The organism is Aeromonas sp. 600527 (assembly GCF_049175415.1).
Lineage (GTDB): Bacteria > Pseudomonadota > Gammaproteobacteria > Enterobacterales > Aeromonadaceae > Aeromonas > Aeromonas veronii_A.
Map to the genome: position 1 here is coordinate 37741 of NZ_JAAKVA010000001.1, position 16878 is coordinate 54618.

General features: G+C 57.9%; 17 protein-coding genes and 5 tRNA genes. 9 read left to right on the top strand and 13 right to left on the bottom strand.

Annotated features, from left to right (window positions below; translation table 11 throughout):
- Positions 1-153 precede the first annotated feature (153 nt).
- The gene (locus tag G5154_RS00170) at positions 154-801 is read left to right on the top strand and encodes a DedA family protein (RefSeq protein WP_040069761.1); all 648 of its coding nucleotides are present in this window, start codon (positions 154-156) and stop codon (positions 799-801) included.
- A 78-nt stretch (positions 802-879) separates the two neighbouring features.
- Here G5154_RS00170 and dsbB read toward each other — a convergent pair whose 3' ends face one another.
- Positions 880-1401, bottom strand: a complete 522-nt coding sequence (gene dsbB, locus G5154_RS00175; protein WP_201943658.1) for a disulfide bond formation protein DsbB — start codon at positions 1399-1401, stop codon at positions 880-882.
- 98 nt (positions 1402-1499) lie between these two features.
- On the bottom strand, positions 1500-3080 hold the full coding sequence (nhaB, locus tag G5154_RS00180) for a Na(+)/H(+) antiporter NhaB (RefSeq protein WP_421250050.1): 1581 nt from the start codon (positions 3078-3080) through the stop codon (positions 1500-1502).
- Positions 3081-3413: 333 nt separating this feature from the next.
- On the opposite strand from nhaB, the gene fadR reads away from it, so the two are divergent.
- The 6 genes from fadR to G5154_RS00210 all read left to right on the top strand — a co-directional run bounded on the left by fadR (position 3414) and on the right by G5154_RS00210 (position 9025).
- Positions 3414-4127: a fatty acid metabolism transcriptional regulator FadR gene (fadR, locus tag G5154_RS00185; protein ID WP_026034983.1), complete on the top strand. Its 714-nt coding sequence runs from the start codon at positions 3414-3416 to the stop codon at positions 4125-4127.
- Positions 4128-4392: 265 nt separating this feature from the next.
- Positions 4393-4533 (top strand): TIGR02808 family protein, encoded by a 141-nt coding sequence (locus G5154_RS00190; protein ID WP_005345965.1) that lies wholly within the window; start codon positions 4393-4395, stop codon positions 4531-4533.
- 188 nt (positions 4534-4721) lie between these two features.
- A complete protein-coding gene (locus G5154_RS00195; RefSeq protein WP_421231655.1) occupies positions 4722-5279 on the top strand; it encodes a YaeQ family protein in 558 nt (185 codons plus the stop codon).
- A gap of 12 nt (positions 5280-5291) precedes the next feature.
- Positions 5292-6176: an AEC family transporter gene (locus tag G5154_RS00200; RefSeq protein ID WP_421250051.1), complete on the top strand. Its 885-nt coding sequence runs from the start codon at positions 5292-5294 to the stop codon at positions 6174-6176.
- Between the two features lie 265 nt (positions 6177-6441).
- The gene (locus tag G5154_RS00205) at positions 6442-6906 is read left to right on the top strand and encodes a hypothetical protein (RefSeq protein WP_421250052.1); all 465 of its coding nucleotides are present in this window, start codon (positions 6442-6444) and stop codon (positions 6904-6906) included.
- A 283-nt stretch (positions 6907-7189) separates the two neighbouring features.
- On the top strand, positions 7190-9025 hold the full coding sequence (locus G5154_RS00210) for a sigma 54-interacting transcriptional regulator (protein WP_421250053.1): 1836 nt from the start codon (positions 7190-7192) through the stop codon (positions 9023-9025).
- A 162-nt stretch (positions 9026-9187) separates the two neighbouring features.
- Here G5154_RS00210 and G5154_RS00215 read toward each other — a convergent pair.
- The 7 genes from G5154_RS00215 to G5154_RS00245 form a co-directional block, all read right to left on the bottom strand.
- A tRNA-Val gene (locus G5154_RS00215) sits at positions 9188-9264 on the bottom strand.
- Positions 9265-9302: 38 nt separating this feature from the next.
- A tRNA-Val gene (locus tag G5154_RS00220) sits at positions 9303-9379 on the bottom strand.
- Between the two features lie 34 nt (positions 9380-9413).
- Positions 9414-9490, bottom strand: a tRNA-Val gene (locus G5154_RS00225).
- A gap of 18 nt (positions 9491-9508) precedes the next feature.
- A tRNA-Val gene (locus G5154_RS00230) sits at positions 9509-9585 on the bottom strand.
- A 13-nt stretch (positions 9586-9598) separates the two neighbouring features.
- A tRNA-Val gene (locus tag G5154_RS00235) sits at positions 9599-9675 on the bottom strand.
- 159 nt (positions 9676-9834) lie between these two features.
- Positions 9835-11214 carry an MATE family efflux transporter gene (locus G5154_RS00240; protein ID WP_421250054.1) on the bottom strand — a complete coding sequence of 460 codons (1380 nt, stop codon included), beginning with the start codon at positions 11212-11214 and terminating at the stop codon, positions 9835-9837.
- Positions 11215-11363: 149 nt separating this feature from the next.
- Positions 11364-11570: a YaeP family protein gene (locus tag G5154_RS00245; RefSeq protein ID WP_005345813.1), complete on the bottom strand. Its 207-nt coding sequence runs from the start codon at positions 11568-11570 to the stop codon at positions 11364-11366.
- Between the two features lie 132 nt (positions 11571-11702).
- Here G5154_RS00245 and G5154_RS00250 point away from each other — a divergent pair, with 132 nt between their 5' ends.
- The gene (locus tag G5154_RS00250) at positions 11703-12320 is read left to right on the top strand and encodes a riboflavin synthase subunit alpha (RefSeq protein WP_128835639.1); all 618 of its coding nucleotides are present in this window, start codon (positions 11703-11705) and stop codon (positions 12318-12320) included.
- Positions 12321-12494: 174 nt separating this feature from the next.
- Here the strand turns inward: G5154_RS00250 and G5154_RS00255 are convergent, their stop codons facing one another.
- From G5154_RS00255 to G5154_RS00270, 4 genes are all read right to left on the bottom strand, one after another.
- Positions 12495-12698 (bottom strand): CPXCG motif-containing cysteine-rich protein, encoded by a 204-nt coding sequence (locus tag G5154_RS00255; protein ID WP_005336871.1) that lies wholly within the window; start codon positions 12696-12698, stop codon positions 12495-12497.
- A 274-nt stretch (positions 12699-12972) separates the two neighbouring features.
- Positions 12973-13632, bottom strand: a complete 660-nt coding sequence (hxpB, locus tag G5154_RS00260; RefSeq protein ID WP_047440653.1) for a hexitol phosphatase HxpB — start codon at positions 13630-13632, stop codon at positions 12973-12975.
- Positions 13633-13758: 126 nt separating this feature from the next.
- Positions 13759-14937: a formate-dependent phosphoribosylglycinamide formyltransferase gene (gene purT, locus G5154_RS00265; RefSeq protein WP_421243527.1), complete on the bottom strand. Its 1179-nt coding sequence runs from the start codon at positions 14935-14937 to the stop codon at positions 13759-13761.
- 85 nt (positions 14938-15022) lie between these two features.
- Positions 15023-15913, bottom strand: coding sequence for a DMT family transporter (locus G5154_RS00270; protein WP_421250055.1), 891 nt, complete (start codon positions 15911-15913; stop codon positions 15023-15025).
- Positions 15914-16138: 225 nt separating this feature from the next.
- Here G5154_RS00270 and G5154_RS00275 point away from each other — a divergent pair, with 225 nt between their 5' ends.
- Complete coding sequence (locus tag G5154_RS00275; protein ID WP_042055909.1) at positions 16139-16726, top strand: FMN-dependent NADH-azoreductase; 588 nt, start codon at positions 16139-16141, stop codon at positions 16724-16726.
- The last annotated feature ends 152 nt before the right edge of the window (positions 16727-16878 follow it).

Genomic DNA, 16878 nt, shown 5'->3' on the forward strand with positions numbered 1-16878 from the left:
ATCTCTCTTTGTGCTCCCACCCTCGAAGGAAGCGGAAAAACGGTTTCATTTGAAGGTGAGCACAGCAGGATGAAAAAGAGGCTGACCCAGAGATTGTCGCCCGAATGGCATTGGCGTAGACTCCACGCCGTTCACTTTATGGGTATGGAAAAAATGGATCTGATCCTCTTTGCAATCGACTTTATCCTGCACGTTGACGTGCATTTGAAAGAGCTGTTCGAGAACTATGGCGTCTGGGTTTACGCCATCCTGTTTCTGATCATCTTCTGTGAAACCGGGTTGGTAGTGACGCCGTTCCTGCCGGGTGACTCCCTGCTGTTTGCCGCCGGTGCGCTTACTGTGGGCAGCGTGCTGGACGTCCATACCCTGGCGGCCGTGCTGATCATCGCTGCCGTGCTGGGTAACGTGGTCAACTACACCATTGGTCACTTCTTTGGCGAGCAGCTGTTCCGCAACCCGGACTCCAAAATCTTCCGCCGGGATTATCTGGAGAAGACCCACGCCTTCTATGCCAAGCATGGTGGCAAGACCATCATCATCACCCGCTTCCTGCCAATTGTGCGTACCTTTGCGCCGTTCGTGGCAGGGATGGGGGCCATGACCTATCCGCGCTTCCTGGCGTTCAACCTGGTTGGCGGCCTGCTGTGGGTACTCTCCTTCGTCTATGCTGGCCACTTCTTTGGCAATCTGCCGGTGGTGCGTCATAACTTTACCCTGCTGATCTTCGGCATCATCGGTATCTCCCTGTTGCCTATGGTAATTGGCGCAGTCAAGGCCAAGATGAGCACTGCCAGGGCGTAACCAGAAATACGGTCAGCCAGAACGAGAAAGGGGGAGCCATGATGGCTCCCCCTTTTTATCTCCACACGGCCATGATGATCAGTTGCAGCAACGCCCTTTCACCAGATTGCCGATGGCCACCACGGTGAAGACCAACAGGTAAGCGGCGAAGATGACGACCAGCCACTGGGGCATGGAGTAACCGAAGAACTGCCAGGTGATCTGGGCACAATCCCCTTCCGGCATAAAGAGCCAGGGGAGCCACTGATCGAGCGGAGCCCAGCTCGGGAAGTCGGCAAACGGGCTGCAGACGTTGAACGGGGAGGGGTTAACCTGATAGTCCACATGCTTGAGGGCCAGCTGGAAGCCGCGGAAGGCACTGTAGCCCCACAGTAACATGGCACTCCAGCGAACATACCACTTATCCGGCGCCACCATGCCGAGAAGACCAGCGGCCAGTACACCCAGGGTCGCCAACCGTTCGTAAACGCACATCACGCACGGGGAGAGGCCCAGCACATGCTGGAAGAAGAGGGCGCACAACTCGAGGAACAGGGCTGATGTTGCCAACAGGCCCCAAGCCAGCCGATGGGCGGCAATACGGCGGAGAAACTCGATCATCTCATTGATCTCTCAGAAAAAACAGTGGCTGAATTAGAGCAGAGCGGAACCGAAAAGAAAAGGGCCCTGAAAGGGCCCTCGGAAACCATTTCAATGGATTAATGCAGCGCCGGCTGTACCGCTGGCAGCGCACTCTCCATCACCAGCCATCCATGCTGATAGAACCACTCGGTGGCAGGACCAAGCAGCAATTCGACAGAGAAAAAGCCGATCAGCCCCAGCACCAATGTGTAGGGCAGCGCCATCCAGACCATGCGGCCATAGGAGAGACGCAGCAGCGGCGCCAATGCCGAGGTGAGCATAAACAGGAAGGCGGCCTGACCATTGGGGGTGGCGACCGACGGCAGGTTGGTACCTGTGTTGATGGCTACCGCCAGCAGATCGAACTGGGCGCGGTCGATGGCACCATTGAGCATGGCCGTCTTCACCTCATTGATGTAGACGGTGCCGACAAAGACGTTGTCACTGACCATGGAGAGCACCCCGTTGGCCAGATAGAAGAGGGCCAGCTGGTTCTCCGGTTTGGCTGCCAGTACCAGCTGGATCACCGGCTTGAACAGCTGCTGATCGATGATGACGGCGACCACGCTGAAGAAGACTGCCAGCAGGGCGGTGAAGGGGAGTGCCTCCTGGAAGGCTTTACCCAGCGAGTGTTCCTCGGTGATCCCGGTCAGGGAGGTGGCCAGCACGATAACCGAGAGGCCAATCAGGCCAACGGCTGCCAGGTGCATGGCCAGGCCGACGATCAGCCAGACCGCAATCAACGCCTGAACGATCAGCTTGGCCTTGTCTTGCGGGCTGCGTTTTGCCTCTTCGTAGCGATTGTACTCCTCCATGATGGCACGCACTGTGTCCGGCAGGCGGGCACCATAGCCAAACCAGCGGAACTGCTCTACCAGCACGCAGGTCAGCAGACCGCAGATAAAGACGGGGACGGTGACGGGTGACATACGAATGGCAAATTCGGCGAAGTTCCAGCTGGCTTGCTCGCCGATGATGAGGTTTTGCGGCTCGCCCACCAGGGTGCAGACACCACCCAGCGCGGTTCCGATGGCGGCATGCATCATCAGGCTGCGCAGGAAGGCGCGAAAATCATCGAGATCTTGGCGATTGCGCTCAGCCACTTCCTTATCGTCGGTATGGTCATGGCTGTGACCAAACTCCTTGCCGGAAGAGACCTTGTGATAGATGGCATAGAAACCGGTGGCAACGCTGATCACCACGGCAATGACCGTCAGTGCATCGAGAAAAGCTGACAGGAAGGCGGACACCAGACAGAAGGAGAGGGAGAGCAGGATCTTGGAGCGTACGCCGATCAGCAGCTTGGTGAAGACATAGAGCAGCAGCTGCTTCATGAAATAGATGCCTGCCACCATGAACACCAGCAACAGCAGCACCTCGATATTGGCGACCAGCTCGTGCTTGACCTGATCGGCGGAGGTCATGCCGATCAACACGGCTTCGATCGCGAGCAGGCCACCCGGTTGCAGGGGGTAGCACTTGAGGGCCATGGCCAGGGTGAAGATAAACTCAACGACCAGTAACCAGCCCGCAATGAAAGGATCAAGGTGGAAGGCAATCGGATTGATCACCAGAAATAGCAAGATGGCGCTTTTATACCACTGTGGTGCATTGCCCAAGAAGTTCTTGGCGAATGCCTGCCCTAGGCTTATTGGCATGATAATGGGTCTCAACTTTGTTGTTAGGATCTGCTTCTATGCAGTCAAGGATGATTCGACCTGTGCCTCCGGATGTTGGCCTTTATCTGTCTGATTCCTCGTGATTTTAATCAAAAAGCGTGACGATTATAAATGATAGCCGATGGAACTCTGCCCATCTGTCTGTTTTATAACCACCTTGTCGGGGTTGGCTGGCTCCCTCGTGGCGATTAGATACATATTCCCAACACTATATTTGCCATATGTGAGCAGAGGACTGACCTTATGCTTGCCAGCCATCATCGCTTTGATATCATTCGTCAGCCTTTTTACGCATTACAACAGAGTCAATTCATGGTTATAAAAGCGCAGAGCCCAGCTGGGTTTGCCGAGGAATACATCATCGAGTCCATCTGGAACAATCGCTTTCCTCCCGGATCTATTCTGCCCGCCGAGCGTGAATTATCCGAGTTGATCGGGGTGACGCGGACTACCTTGCGCGAAGTGCTGCAGCGACTGGCCCGTGATGGCTGGTTGACCATACAGCATGGCAAGCCGACCAAGGTGAACAATTTCTGGGAAACCTCCGGCCTCAATATTCTGGAGACGTTGGCTCGTCTGGATCAGGACAAGGTACCTGATCTGATAGCTCAGCTGCTCTCCGCCCGTACCCACATCTGCACCATCTTTATCCGCGGGGCGATCCGTCACAATCCGGAACAGGCCGCCGAGATCCTGCGTGGCGCCGATGGGGTCGAGAACAACGCCCAGGCTTATGCCGAGTTCGATTATCGCCTGCACCACCAGCTGGCGTTTGCTTCCGGCAATCCGATCTACGCTTTGATCCTGAACGGTTTCAAAGGGTTGTACAGCAGGGTCGGCAGCTACTACTTCTCCGACAAGCAGGCTCGCGAGACCGCAGATGCCTACTACAAGACCCTGCTCAATCTGGCGGAGACCAAGAACCACGAAGCCGTGTTCATGACGGTGCGTCAGTACGGTATCGAGTCCGGCAAGCTCTGGACCCGCCTGCGTCAGGACATGCCAAGCGATCTGTGCGACAACTGATCCCTTGTCTGTGCTTTCCAAGAAACGCGCCATCCGGCGCGTTTTTTTATTCTGCCGTGTTTGTGTCTATCCTAGATTGGTGATGGTAATTGCTTGAACTGCATGGATATTTGGCCAAAAAGCTTGATCCAGCGCAAATGAACCCTGCATTTATCACTTTGGTGGCATAGGACCCAACCGCTGATTGAGGTCAAATGGAGGCATCAAGAGCGGAGCCAATATCCGCCAGAAGGAACACACCTTTCACCGGATGAAGGACACAACAATGAGTCTTCTTGAACACACCATCTGGACAGTACTGGGATACGGGGCCATGCCCTTTATCTTTCTGAGCGGATTCGTGGCGGTGGCAGTGACCTGTTGCATGCTGCTGAATGCGTTCGGGGTACAGTCCGCCGAGAAGTGAGTCGCTTCTCCATGCCGCCAAATGCCAGTCTTCGGACTGGCATTTGTTTTTTGTGTCTTTTAAAGCACTTATCCCGGCAGGGAAGGGGAAATCTTTGGTCAGGATGGTCGAACCTGCCGCCGATTTTGATTACACTGGCGCCCGTATTTCCCACTCACCCTTCTCTTATCAGGTGTTCAAGGTTTTCTATGGCTCTCAAGGCAACCGTATTCAAGGCCCAGATCAGTTTGTCTGATATGGATCGCAATCTGTATCAGGACTTCTCCCTCACGCTGGCGCGCCACCCCTCCGAAACCGATGAGCGGATGATGATCCGGCTGGCGGCCTTTGCCTGGCACGCTGCCGAGCGACTTGAATTCACCAAGGGATTGAGCGCCGATGATGAACCCGAGCTCTGGTGCAAGAACTACTCGGACGAAATAGAGCTCTGGATCGAGCTGGGCCAACCCGATGAAAAACGGCTGAAAAAAGCCTGCAACCGCGCCCGTCAGGTGGTGCTCTATCTCTACGGTGGTCGTGGTACAGCCGTCTGGTGGAAGCAGAACCAGGGCAAGCTGAGCCAGCATGACAACCTCAGCATCATCGAACTCTCCGACAGCCAGACTCTGCCGCTCACCGCCATGGTCGAGCGCACCATGCAGCTCACCTGCACTATCTCCGATGGTCAGCTCTGGGTCAGTAACGGCGTGCTGGAAGTGACGCTGGATCCGGTGGTGCTGATGGGCAAACCGGCCCGCGAACTGTAACGGACGCCGCCCATGTTCAGCGCCTTGCTCAATATCGTCATTCCGGTGTTCGGTGTGGTCGGGCTCGGTGCACTCTACGGGCGATTGCGACCGGGGGCCGCGCTCGGTTACGTCAATCGGGCCAATATCGAGCTGTTTACCCCGGCGCTGGTCTTCTCCGCGCTGGTCAAGTATCCGCTGGCGCTGGCGGAGCATCTGCCGCTGATTGCGGCGGGGGCGCTGGTTATTCTGTTACCCGGTCTGCTGCTCGCGCTGCTCAAACTCAAAGGGATTGAGCGGGCAGCGCTGATCTTGCCCGCCATGTTCCGAAATACCGGCAATCTTGGTATCCCCTTGATGGTGCTGGCGTTTGGCGAGCAGCAACTGGGGGCCATCGTGATCCTCTTTGTGCTCTCCAATCTGCTGCACTTTTCGGTCGGCATGTTTATCCTCTCGGCCAATACCTCCCGCTGGTTGTGGCTGCACAGCCCTGTGTTATGGGCCGCGCTGGCCGGTTTGCTGGTGGCCAACCTGCACATTACGCTGCCGGAATATGTGGTGACCACGGCCTCGCTGCTCGGCCAGATCTCGGTGCCCCTGATGCTCTTTGCGCTGGGCATTCGCCTGATGGAGGGAGAGCTCGATCACCTTGGCCTCGCGCTCAAGTGCAACCTGCTCTATCTGCTGGCGGGGGGATTGTCGCTGCTGCTGGCGATCTGGCTGTTGCCGCTCAAGACGGAGTGGATCCCGCTGTTGATGTTGTCGGTTTCCTTGCCCCCTGCGGTGTTGAATTACATGCTCTGCGAGCAGTATCACTGCCAGCCGGACAAGGTGGCCAGTATCGTGCTCGGCGGCAATGCCCTCTCTGTGCTGGTGATCCCGCTGGCGGTCTGGCTGGCACTTCATCTGCCCGGCTAAGCCAGATTGCATTGGTGCGACGGTGCGACTCACTGGCCAATTGCTTGATCGAACCGAGTCACAGTAGTTCGCATCTCATCCTTGCAGGGGAAAGTTAGCCTATCAGGATCAGCAAGCTTTTCCATGCCATCTCTGTCCATCATTGCCTCCGTGATACATCTGTCGTCCCCGTATCCGGCCCTGAGCCCCAGGGATAACGGCGACAGCTATAGTATGAAAAAGAGCTGACTGACACTGTTTAACCAATGCCAGTGAGGGAAACCGGATGGGCACAAGTGAGCAATCTGATCCTTTGGGGCAGGCAAAATCGCGCTATGACCCGGCATTGCCTACCGGTTATGACTGGCGCAGACACCGCCGTTTTATCCTCAGTGGCGGTGGTTACAAGGCAGAATGCAGCCGTCGCAACTGGTTTTTGGAGTTGCTCAACCCTGTGCCCTATGTGGTAGTGCGCGACATAGCCATCGGCGGCATCGGTATTCTGGGGGCCATAAGGTTGAAAGAGGGGGATGAGCTGGTGATTGCCATTCCCTCTGGCGAGATGCTGCGAGGTCTGGTCGTGAGATCCCAGCCAGACCCACTCTTTCCCAAACTCTATCGCACCGGTATTCGTCTGCATCGTTATCCGACGGCCGAGCTGTTTGCCCGCTGGCAAAGTTACATTCAGCCGCAAGATCAAGCGGATTTCGACCATGAGTGCCAAGTCCTGAAACAGGTACGCGGCGCGTGAACCAAATGCCATATCAGAGGTTGTTTTCCCCACATTCAGCATGATCCATCGATGGCGTCCGCAGATCAGCAGGCTTGGCTGACCCAAGTGGTTTATCTTGCTGTATGTGTTTTCATCTTTATGTTTTTATTGAATTTTATCTGTACCTCTGAAGTCGCGGAGGATGCTGATCATTTTCCCTTTTCGTGATCCCCCCCGAAGTAGTTCCCCCTGATATCCCTTAGTATCTGGCCAGCATGACTCCCTTTAGGGGGAGGATAACAAGAACAAAAAGGAATGATGGATGAGATCCGTGAGCAACCAGTGTCTATTGATGCAGATCCAGCCGACCATCTTGCGCTTTGCCAAGATGCTGGCGAGTGTGCTGCAGCTTGAGGTCGAGATTGTGGATGCCGATATGGTTCGGGTGGCTGGCACCGGGCCCTATGGCAAGTTCTTCGGACGTCAGCTGGAGGGGGATTCCCGCCTGCTGCGCTATGTGATTGATAACCAGCGGGAGAAGATCGTTACCCACACCAGCGATGATCCCGTGTGTGACGGCTGTACCTGCAAGGAGAGCTGTCGTGAGCGCGCCTTCCTCGGGGTGCCCATCATGGTGGACGAGCGCTGTATCGGGGTGATCAGTCTGGTAGCCTTCAGCGACGAGCAGCAGGCGCGCCTCAACAACAATCTGCAAGATGTGTGTGACTATGTGCGCCACATCTCTACCATCTTTGTGGCCAAGTTGCTCGATTCGCGCGGGTTGTCGGACGGGGTCAACAAGGTGTTCCTCAATCTGATGACCAACATGGATCAGGGCTGCCTGCTGCTCGATGAGAAGAGCCAACTGCTCTACGCCAACGAGGCGGCGCTCCATCATCTGGGTTGCCAGCAGGCACAACTGCAGGGGCGCGAAGTGGGGATCCGCCCGCTCACCTTCTCCCAACAGGGGCTGAGCGGTCATCTTCAGCACATCATCACCTTTGAAGGACGTCAGGAGCTGATCATCGGCCAGCTGCACCATGTGCAGGGCCAGCAGCTTTTTCTGATGGCGTTTCATCAGTCCCACTCCGGTCTGGTTCAGGAGCCGGATCCGGATGTGCGGATCGATCAGCTGATCGGCGAGAGCAAGCCGATGCGCACCCTCAAACGACTGCTGCATCGCATCGCCCAGAGTCCCTCCAGCGTGCTGATTTGCGGCGAGAGCGGCACCGGTAAAGAGGTGGTGGCCCGCGCCGTCCATCGCCTGAGTCCGCGACAGGATAAGCCTTTCATCGCCATCAACTGTGCCGCCATTCCCGAACAACTGCTGGAGAGCGAGCTGTTTGGCTATGTGAAGGGCTCCTTTACCGGCGCTTCCAGCGGTGGCAAGCAGGGCCTGATTCAGGCGGCCCATCAGGGCACCCTGTTCCTTGACGAAATTGGCGACATGCCGCTTACCATGCAGGCCAAGCTGCTACGGGTGCTGGAGCTGCGGGAGGTGACCCCCATCGGAGCCAGCCGACCGGTGCCGGTGGATATTCGCATCATCGCCGCCACTCACCAGCATCTCGATCAATACATCGCCGAAGGGAAGTTTCGTGAAGATCTCTACTATCGCATCAACGTCATCCCCCTCAACCTGCCGCCGCTGCGGGAGCGGGAAGGGGACGTGGAGCTGCTGACCCACTACTTCCTCAACCTGCACACCAGCCGCATTGGCATCGTCTATCCCGGTTTGGCGCCCGAGGTGATGGCGTTGCTCAAGGGGTATCGCTGGCCGGGCAACGTGCGCGAGCTCAGCAACCTCATCGAATATCTGGTCAACGTCAGCCAGGCGGGCGAGGTGATTGACGCCAGCCTGCTGCCCCCCAACATCATCCGCAATCAGGAGCCCCATCGCGTGGCGGCCCAGTCGATCCCGGTGACCAATCTGGATGCGGCGTTCAATGTACCTGCTACCGCTCCGCTCGCCGCCACGCCGGAGAAGCTGCCTGAACCCGTTCCGGGTGAGAGCGGCCTTGAGAGCATGGAGAAACAGATGATAGAAGAGACCCTGCAGCGGCTCGGCAACAAGAAACTGGCCGCACAGGCGCTGGGGATTGGGATTGCCACCCTCTATCGCAAGATAAAGAAGTACGAGATTGCCGTGCAGAGCTGAGGCGCTGGCGGCATCGATCTGGCCCGTGTCGTTTATCGGATGACACGGGTTTTTTATGGGAACAAGGCTTTGCGCCATTGCCGAACAGTGCTGAACGGATTGGCGGGGAAGGGGGGCGGACAGAATGCAAAAAGCCCGCTCGATGAGCGGGCTTTTTTAATCTGGTGCGTCCTAGTGGATTCGAACCACCGACCCCCACCATGTCAAGGTGATGCTCTAACCAGCTGAGCTAAGGACGCAGGGTGCGCAATGCGACTTTTATTTCTTTATGCAGAAGTGGTGGGTTTAATTGGATTCGAACCAACGACCCCTACCATGTCAAGGTAGTGCTCTAACCAACTGAGCTATAAACCCACATCTGGAATATCTGCAAAGTTTTGAAACTGAATGGTGCGTCCTAGTGGATTCGAACCACCGACCCCCACCATGTCAAGGTGATGCTCTAACCAGCTGAGCTAAGGACGCATAATCAGTATTCTGTAATGGTGCGTCCTAGTGGATTCGAACCACCGACCCCCACCATGTCAAGGTGGTGCTCTAACCAGCTGAGCTAAGGACGCATCACAGAAAAAGTGGTGGGTTTAATTGGATTCGAACCAACGACCCCTACCATGTCAAGGTAGTGCTCTAACCAACTGAGCTATAAACCCACTTTCTCTTACTTCACTACGCCAGCGCTGCTGACGTGGTCGGCATACTACCCATGCCCCCCAAGGCTGTCAACAGGCCATATGCACAAAGGAGACTGTTTGCCCAGTTCTTGCGCAGCCTGTTGATTTTGCAGGCGAGTTGTCGCTCGCCAAGCCCTGTTACTGAGATCGCGACAGGGTGGTGCAGGCTTCCGGAGTGGCAAAACGGCCGTAGATATAGCGCAATCTCGCCCCCAGCATCAGGGCCGCACTGGTGAGGCCGACGATAAAGCCGATCCAGAAGCCCTGCGGCCCCATCCGCGGCACCAGCCAGTCGGTCAGACCCAGGATCATGCCGGTGGGCAGCCCCAGTCCCCAGTAGGCGACGATGGTGACGTAGAAGATCGCCTGGGTATCCTTGTAACCGCGTAGTGCGGCGGCCGCGATCACCTGTACCGAGTCGGAGATCTGATAGATGGCGGCGAAGAACAGCAAAATGGCCGCCAGGACGATCACCTGCTGATCATCGGTATAGATGGAGGCGATCTGTTCGCGCAGCAGCACCGTCATGGCGGCAGTAGCAGCGGCGATGGCCATCCCCAGCATCAAACCGGTGCGAGCCGCTACCCGGGCATGATGGGGCTGCCCTTCACCTATGCTGTGGCCGACCCGGATGGTGACACCCACCCCGATGGAGAGGGGTAGCATAAAGACCAGGCTGGAGAAGTTCAGCGCAATCTGGTGGCTCGCCACCGTTTCAGCGCCGAAGGGGGCCAGCATCAGGGCTACCACGGTAAACAGGGTCACCTCGCAGAAGATCGCCATGGCGATGGGGAAGCCCAAGCGAAACAGGCGCCAGATCCTGCTGCCGTTGGGGCGAGCCAGCTGGGAGAAAAGCCGGATCTCGGTGAAGTGACGGGAGAGCTTCACATAGAGGATCATCGCCAGCAGCATGGCCCACAGCACGATGGCCGTGGCCACGCCACAACCCACCCCGCCTAGTTTCGGCATGCCGAAGTGGCCGTGAATGAAGATGTAGTTGGCGGGAATATTGACCGCCAGCCCGACAAAGCCGATCACCATGGTAGGCATGGTGTGGGAGAGCCCCTCACTGAAGTTGCGCAGCACCTGGAACAGCACGAACGCGGGAAGACCCCACAGGATGGCATGCAGATAGCCCGTGGTCTTGGCGGCCATCACAGGTTCCACATCCATGAACTGCAACGCCAGCGGGCTGTAATAAAGCGCAATCATCGCCAGCGGGGTGACGATCAGTGCCAGCCAGAAGCCCTGATGAACGGCCGGGCGAATGGCTTCGCGTTTACGGGCACCATTGAGCTGGGAGACGATGGGGGTGAGCGCCATGATGATCCCCTGCACCAGCAGGATCACCGGTAGCCAGAAGCTGGAGGCCACCGACACGGCGGCCAGATCGACCGCACTCACCTGTCCCGCCATCACGGTATCGACGAAGTTCATGGCGACCTGGGCCACCTGGGCGACCAGAATGGGGCTGGCTAGACGGACGAGCTGCTTCGCCTCGGACCAATAACGTTGCACTGACACCTCCGAGTGGATCAGATAAGAGTAAAAAAGAGCGGAAATCGGGAAGAGCCTTTGCACTTTCGGACGAAAGTGCAAAGGGTGGGGGAGGCATTCTAGCCTGAAATTCAGCCAGGACGAAATAGTTGCCGCCCCGAGGGGCAGGATCAGGCGTCTTCGTGATCGCTGATCAGCAGGTTGGCAGCGGCATAGGCAGCCTGCTCGCGCAGCTCGGCGGGCACCCGCTCATCGGCGGCGACCGCGTTGAGGGCGCGGATAGTAGCGGCGATGGCGTTTGGCACATAGCCCTGCTCGCCGGAGCCAATCTGGTTATAGGCGATGCGGATCGCTTCACAACATTGATATACCTGCATTTCTTTTTCCTTGTTTACCCGGATGTGAACGGCGTCACTATAGCGATCGGGCGCAAGCTTGTCAGCCTGTACCCTTGTCTCACCCTCTGCCCGAGGTTAACCTGCCCTTTTTGCCGTAGCAGGAGACGAGAGATGTTCACTGGCATAGTGCAGGGGACCGCCGAACTGGTGGCCATCGAGGAGCAACCCAACTTCCGTACCCATGTGATCCGCATGCCAAGCCCGGCGTGGGGGGAAGGGCTGGCCCTCGGCGCCTCGGTGGCTCACAACGGCTGCTGTTTGACCGTCACCCGGGTCGAGGGGGATCTGGTCAGCTTCGATCTGATGCAGGAGACCCTGCGCCTCACTAACCTAGGCTTGTTGCAGGTGGGGAACAAGGTCAATGTGGAGCGGGCTGCCCGCTTTGGCGACGAGATCGGCGGTCATGCCATGTCTGGCCATATCATCGGCATGGCGGAGGTTACCTCGGTGATCGATACACCCAACAACCGTCAGGTGTGGTATCGCCTCGCCCCCGAGCTGATGAAATATGTGCTGACCAAGGGGTATATCGGCATCGACGGCATCAGCCTGACCATCGGTGAGGTGCGTGAGCGGGAGTTCTGCGTTCACCTGATCCCCGAGACCCTGGCTCGCACCAACCTGGGTTGGGTCAAGGCGGGTTGGCAGACCAATATCGAGATCGATCCCCAGACCCAGGCCATCGTCGATACCGTGGAGCGGGTGCTGGCGGCGCGCGGGGGTCACTGAAAGGAAACGGCTCGGTTTCAATCGCCTCATAAGCAAGAGCCTGCAGTGTGCAGGCCCTTGTTATTTACATGGTGAAAATATCCACTCAACTTTCCATTACTCGCAGTCACAACATCTGCTCAACTCTTTGCGACTTGCAGGCAAAACAGCTGCTCGGCCTTTTGTGACTCGCAATCAAAACAGTTGCTCGTCGTCTGCATCCACAAACAACTGCAAACAGTCGCGGGCTTCGTCGCGGTGAAGCCGCAGGTGGATCGGATTGCAACAGGCCATGCAATCTTCGTAAAACTCCTGATCACCCTGGCTGGCATCCAGCTCGACCCGGGTATGGTGGCCGCAGTGGGGGCAGACGATGCGCTTGCTGGTGTACTCGATCATGATAACCTCCTCGGGCCCTGGGGCCGCCTATCTACCCTGATTCTAGTCGGGCTGCAGGGGGTTAACCGCGAGCAAACGCACGTTTATGACAGAGATCAAGCCTGAGGGATGGCAAGGTGCAACCGGTTGGACTGGTCGTGTGCGAGAGGAACAATCTGGTTGTGAATGACGAGTGAAAAGAGGAGGGATTGCCAACGGTTTTGTCTGGCAATAACAGGGGGCTGAAGCCCCCTGCGGGTATGAGGACGCGAGCGCAACAAGGCGCCGATAGGCGCTACTTGACCCAGCTGGCCAACATGTCGGCATTGAGCTCGGCCAGCGAGCTTAGCTGGTAGTTGGCGATGGCCAAACGTGGGTCACCCACTAAAGCCGGATCCGGCACGATCAGCGCGGTCATGGAGGCCGCCTTGGCTGCCAGCAGACCGGTAAAGCTATCTTCGATGGCCAGACAGTGTACCGGTTCCACCCCCAGCTTTTCGGCGGCGTGGATGTAGACATCCGGGTGCGGTTTGCCGAAACGCTCTACTTCAGCGGAGTGAACCGCCATAAAGCGATCGCGAATGCCGAGTTTGCCGAGCACCGCTTCTACCATCGCAAAGGGGGAAGAGGTGGCCAGACCCACTTTCAGGCCGCGGGCTTCGATAAGGTCGAGCGCCTCCAGCACACCGGCTTTGGCCTGACCTTCGGAGAGGATCAGGGCGTTGACCCGATCCAGAATGCGCTGTACTACCTCTTCCTGAGTTGGGCCGCTCCACGGGCGCAGGCGATACCAGTGGGCGACCAGCTGATCGATGCGCACGCCGATGGTCGATTCACAATCCTCGACGGTGTGGGGGTGACCCAGTTCGGAGAAAACGGCGATCTGGGCCCGTTGCCAAAAGGGTTCCGAGTCAATCAGAACACCATCCATATCGAAGATCACGGCAGCTAACATCTTGTACTCCTGACAAATTTGAAGAGGGGATTATAAGCCTGACGGGGAAATGCAAAAGGGGCATTGCCATGCCCCTTGCGCCCGATCACATCGGCAAACGTTTGTTTTGCTGTGGCAAAAAAGCCCTTAGAACAGTACTTCGACCTTGGCGGCCACGGCTTTGGCTTTTTCCACCGCATCCTGGCAATCCGCTGCGCGGGCCAGCGCCACGCCAAGACGGCGACGACCGGCGATCTCCGGCTTGCCAAACAGCCGCAGCTGGGCGCCCGGCACCAGCGCCAATGCCTCACCAATTCCCTGATAGCGGATGTCCGGGCTGTGCCCTTCGCGCAGTACCACGGCGGAAGCGCTCGGCCCATACTGGGTGATGGTGCCGACCGGCAGCCCCAGAATGGCGCGCACGTGCAGGGCGAACTCGGAGAGATCCTGCGAGATCAGGGTCACCATGCCGGTATCGTGAGGACGCGGCGAGACTTCGCTGAACCACACCTCATCCCCCTTGATGAAGAGTTCGACCCCGAATAGGCCGTAACCACCGAGGGCCTCGACCACCTTGGCCGCCACGGCTTTGGAGCGGGCCAGCGCCAGTTCACTCATCGCCTGTGGCTGCCAGGATTCGCGGTAGTCGCCATCTTCCTGACGGTGGCCGATAGGGTCGCAGAAGTGAATGCCATCGACGGCGCGTACCGTGAGCAGGGTGATTTCGTACTCGAAGGGAACGAAGCCCTCGACGATCACCTTGCCACGGCCGGCGCGGCCACCCTCCTGGGCGTAGGTCCAGCTCTCATCGATCTTGGCGAGATCGCGCAGTACGCTCTGTCCCTTGCCGGACGAGCTCATCACAGGTTTCACCACGCAGGGCAGGCCGATAGCCTCGACGGCGGCGACAAACTCCTCTTTGCTTTGGGCAAAGCGGTAGGGTGAGGTGGGCAGACCCAGGGTCTCGGCGGCGAGGCGGCGGATCCCTTCCCGGTTCATGGTGAGCTGGGTAGCGCGGGCGTTGGGCACTACCTTGACCCCTTCTTGCTCAAGGGCAGCCAGGGTATCGGTGGCAATCGCTTCAATCTCGGGGATGATGAGGTCGGGTTTAACCTCGGCAACCAGGGCACGCAGGGCGTTGCCATCGAGCATATCCAGCACGTGGGCTGCGTGGGCCACCTGCATGGCGGGGGCATTGGGGTAGCGGTCGGCGGCGATCACTTCGATCCCGAAGCGTTGCAACTCGATGGCGACCTCCTTGCCAAGTTCGCCGGAGCCCAGCAGCAGGGCACGGGTGGCGCCGGGGCGGGTTGCGGTTCCAAACATACGATCTCTCCTGATGTCGATGGTCATTGTTGATGATCGCTATCGCACGAATAGCGGACAAAAAAAGAGGCACGCATGGCGTACCTCAGGAAACGGGTTTGTGAGCGCGCTGCTCCAGATGGGTCAGCAAGGTAATGGCGCCAATGATGATGGCGGCGCCAAGCCACAGACGGCCGGGGGGCGCCCAGCCAAATACCAGCCAGCCCGCCAGCACGTTCATCGGCAGCTTGGCAAAATCGAAAGGTTGTACGAAGGAGGCCTCCGCCACGCTGTAAGCGCGGGCGATGGACATCTGGGCCAGTGCCGTCAGCACGCCGGAGGCGGCTACCAGCAGCCACTGGCTCTCGCTTGGCCACTGCCACTCCGGCAGGGCCAGCATGACGTTGAACGGGGTACTGAAAATAAGCAGATACACCACTATGGTGTGGGATGATTCGTTGGCCGCCTGATAGCGCACCATCAGGGAGTAGCCGGCCCAGAACAGCGCCGCTGCCACCGGCAGCAGGGAGGCCCAGTTGAATTCGTCAGTCCAGGGGGCGAGGATCAGCATGGCGCCGGCAAAGCCCGCCAGGGTGGCCAGAATGCGGGCGTGGCTCACCTGCTCCTTGAGCAGCAGGGCGGAGCCCAGGGTGGCAAACAGCGGTGAGATCATCAGCAGGGCGATCCCCTGCCAGATGGGGACGGGGTACGCCAGTGCCCAGAGCCAGAGCTGGATGCCGATCACTGCCAACAATACCCGCAACAGGTGCAACCGGAACTGATTGGTCATCAGGGATTGGCGCAGGCCATGACGAACTAGCCAGGGCAGCAGGCAGATCAGGGCGATCAGGTATTGATGGAAAGCGACCTGGGTCGATGGGAGGCCGAGTTTGAAGCTGACATACTGGCTTAGGCTGTTGACGGCGGCGAAGCAGAGTCCTGCCACCATCATCCAGACTGCACCGGCCAAAGGAGAGTGCCTGCGCGAGGGTATCATGGGATCCTGGTCGCTGGAAAAAGTGCGGCGGATCATAACGGCAATCGTTTGTTCTGCCAAGGGTTGAAGCACGGCCGCAGGGCTGGCTGGCGAGGAAGTGGCCTTTCATCAAAAAATTTGAACAAGTTGAGCATCTATTTTCGCTATCAGCAAATAAGCACAATGTTTAGAGTGACCTCTATCGACAGCGCAGCTGTTCAACCGACAACCAAATGGAGTTTCACCATGGCCAATATCCTCGTACTCAAATCCAGCATCCTGGGTCAATATTCCCAATCCAACGCCCTGATCGACGGCTTCCTGGCTGATCATCAGGATGATGCCGTCACCGTGCGTGATTTGGCTGCCCTCAACCTGCCGGTGCTGGATGGCGAGCTGGCCTCCGGCCTGCGCGGTGGTGACAACCTCAATGAGCGTCAACTGGCGGTGATCGCCCAGTCCGACGAGCTGATCGCCGAACTCAAAGCGAGCGACTTGGTGGTGATTGCGGCCCCCATGTACAACTTCAACATCCCGACCCAGCTGAAGAACTGGATCGATCTGGTTGCCCGTGCCGGCGTCACCTTCCGCTATACCGAGACCGGTCCGGTCGGTCTGGTTGAAAATACCCGTGCGCTGGTGATCAGCCCTCGCGGCGGCATGCACGTTGGTAGCGCCACCGATCTGGTCACTCCCTACATGCGTACCGTGCTAGGTTTCATCGGTATCAAAGAGGTGGATTTCATCTACGCCGAAGGGATGGGGATGGGCCCGGATGCCCAGAGCAAGGGGATGGAAGCGGCTAAAGCGCAGCTTGAGGCTCTGGCTATTTAAGGGCTCTCTATCCCGTCAGGGGTTATCTCTTCAAGGGGTTGCCCCACCAGATACAAGAACGCAGCCATCAGGCTGCGTTTGTTTTTTGGCTCGATATGATTGTGACAGACGTTGCTGCTACAGAGAGTATCGCGGCAAGCGGTCGGTATGGA

Coding starts and splice junctions, on each gene's coding strand:
- G5154_RS00170 (WP_040069761.1), top strand. CDS start 154: ATGGATCTGATCCTCTTTGCAATCGACTTTATCCTGCACGTTGACGTG.
- dsbB (WP_201943658.1), bottom strand. CDS start 1,401: ATGATCGAGTTTCTCCGCCGTATTGCCGCCCATCGGCTGGCTTGGGGC.
- nhaB (WP_421250050.1), bottom strand. CDS start 3,080: ATGCCAATAAGCCTAGGGCAGGCATTCGCCAAGAACTTCTTGGGCAAT.
- fadR (WP_026034983.1), top strand. CDS start 3,414: ATGGTTATAAAAGCGCAGAGCCCAGCTGGGTTTGCCGAGGAATACATC.
- G5154_RS00190 (WP_005345965.1), top strand. CDS start 4,393: ATGAGTCTTCTTGAACACACCATCTGGACAGTACTGGGATACGGGGCC.
- G5154_RS00195 (WP_421231655.1), top strand. CDS start 4,722: ATGGCTCTCAAGGCAACCGTATTCAAGGCCCAGATCAGTTTGTCTGAT.
- G5154_RS00200 (WP_421250051.1), top strand. CDS start 5,292: ATGTTCAGCGCCTTGCTCAATATCGTCATTCCGGTGTTCGGTGTGGTC.
- G5154_RS00205 (WP_421250052.1), top strand. CDS start 6,442: ATGGGCACAAGTGAGCAATCTGATCCTTTGGGGCAGGCAAAATCGCGC.
- G5154_RS00210 (WP_421250053.1), top strand. CDS start 7,190: ATGAGATCCGTGAGCAACCAGTGTCTATTGATGCAGATCCAGCCGACC.
- G5154_RS00245 (WP_005345813.1), bottom strand. CDS start 11,570: ATGCAGGTATATCAATGTTGTGAAGCGATCCGCATCGCCTATAACCAG.
- G5154_RS00250 (WP_128835639.1), top strand. CDS start 11,703: ATGTTCACTGGCATAGTGCAGGGGACCGCCGAACTGGTGGCCATCGAG.
- G5154_RS00255 (WP_005336871.1), bottom strand. CDS start 12,698: ATGATCGAGTACACCAGCAAGCGCATCGTCTGCCCCCACTGCGGCCAC.
- hxpB (WP_047440653.1), bottom strand. CDS start 13,632: ATGTTAGCTGCCGTGATCTTCGATATGGATGGTGTTCTGATTGACTCG.
- purT (WP_421243527.1), bottom strand. CDS start 14,937: ATGTTTGGAACCGCAACCCGCCCCGGCGCCACCCGTGCCCTGCTGCTG.
- G5154_RS00270 (WP_421250055.1), bottom strand. CDS start 15,913: ATGATACCCTCGCGCAGGCACTCTCCTTTGGCCGGTGCAGTCTGGATG.
- G5154_RS00275 (WP_042055909.1), top strand. CDS start 16,139: ATGGCCAATATCCTCGTACTCAAATCCAGCATCCTGGGTCAATATTCC.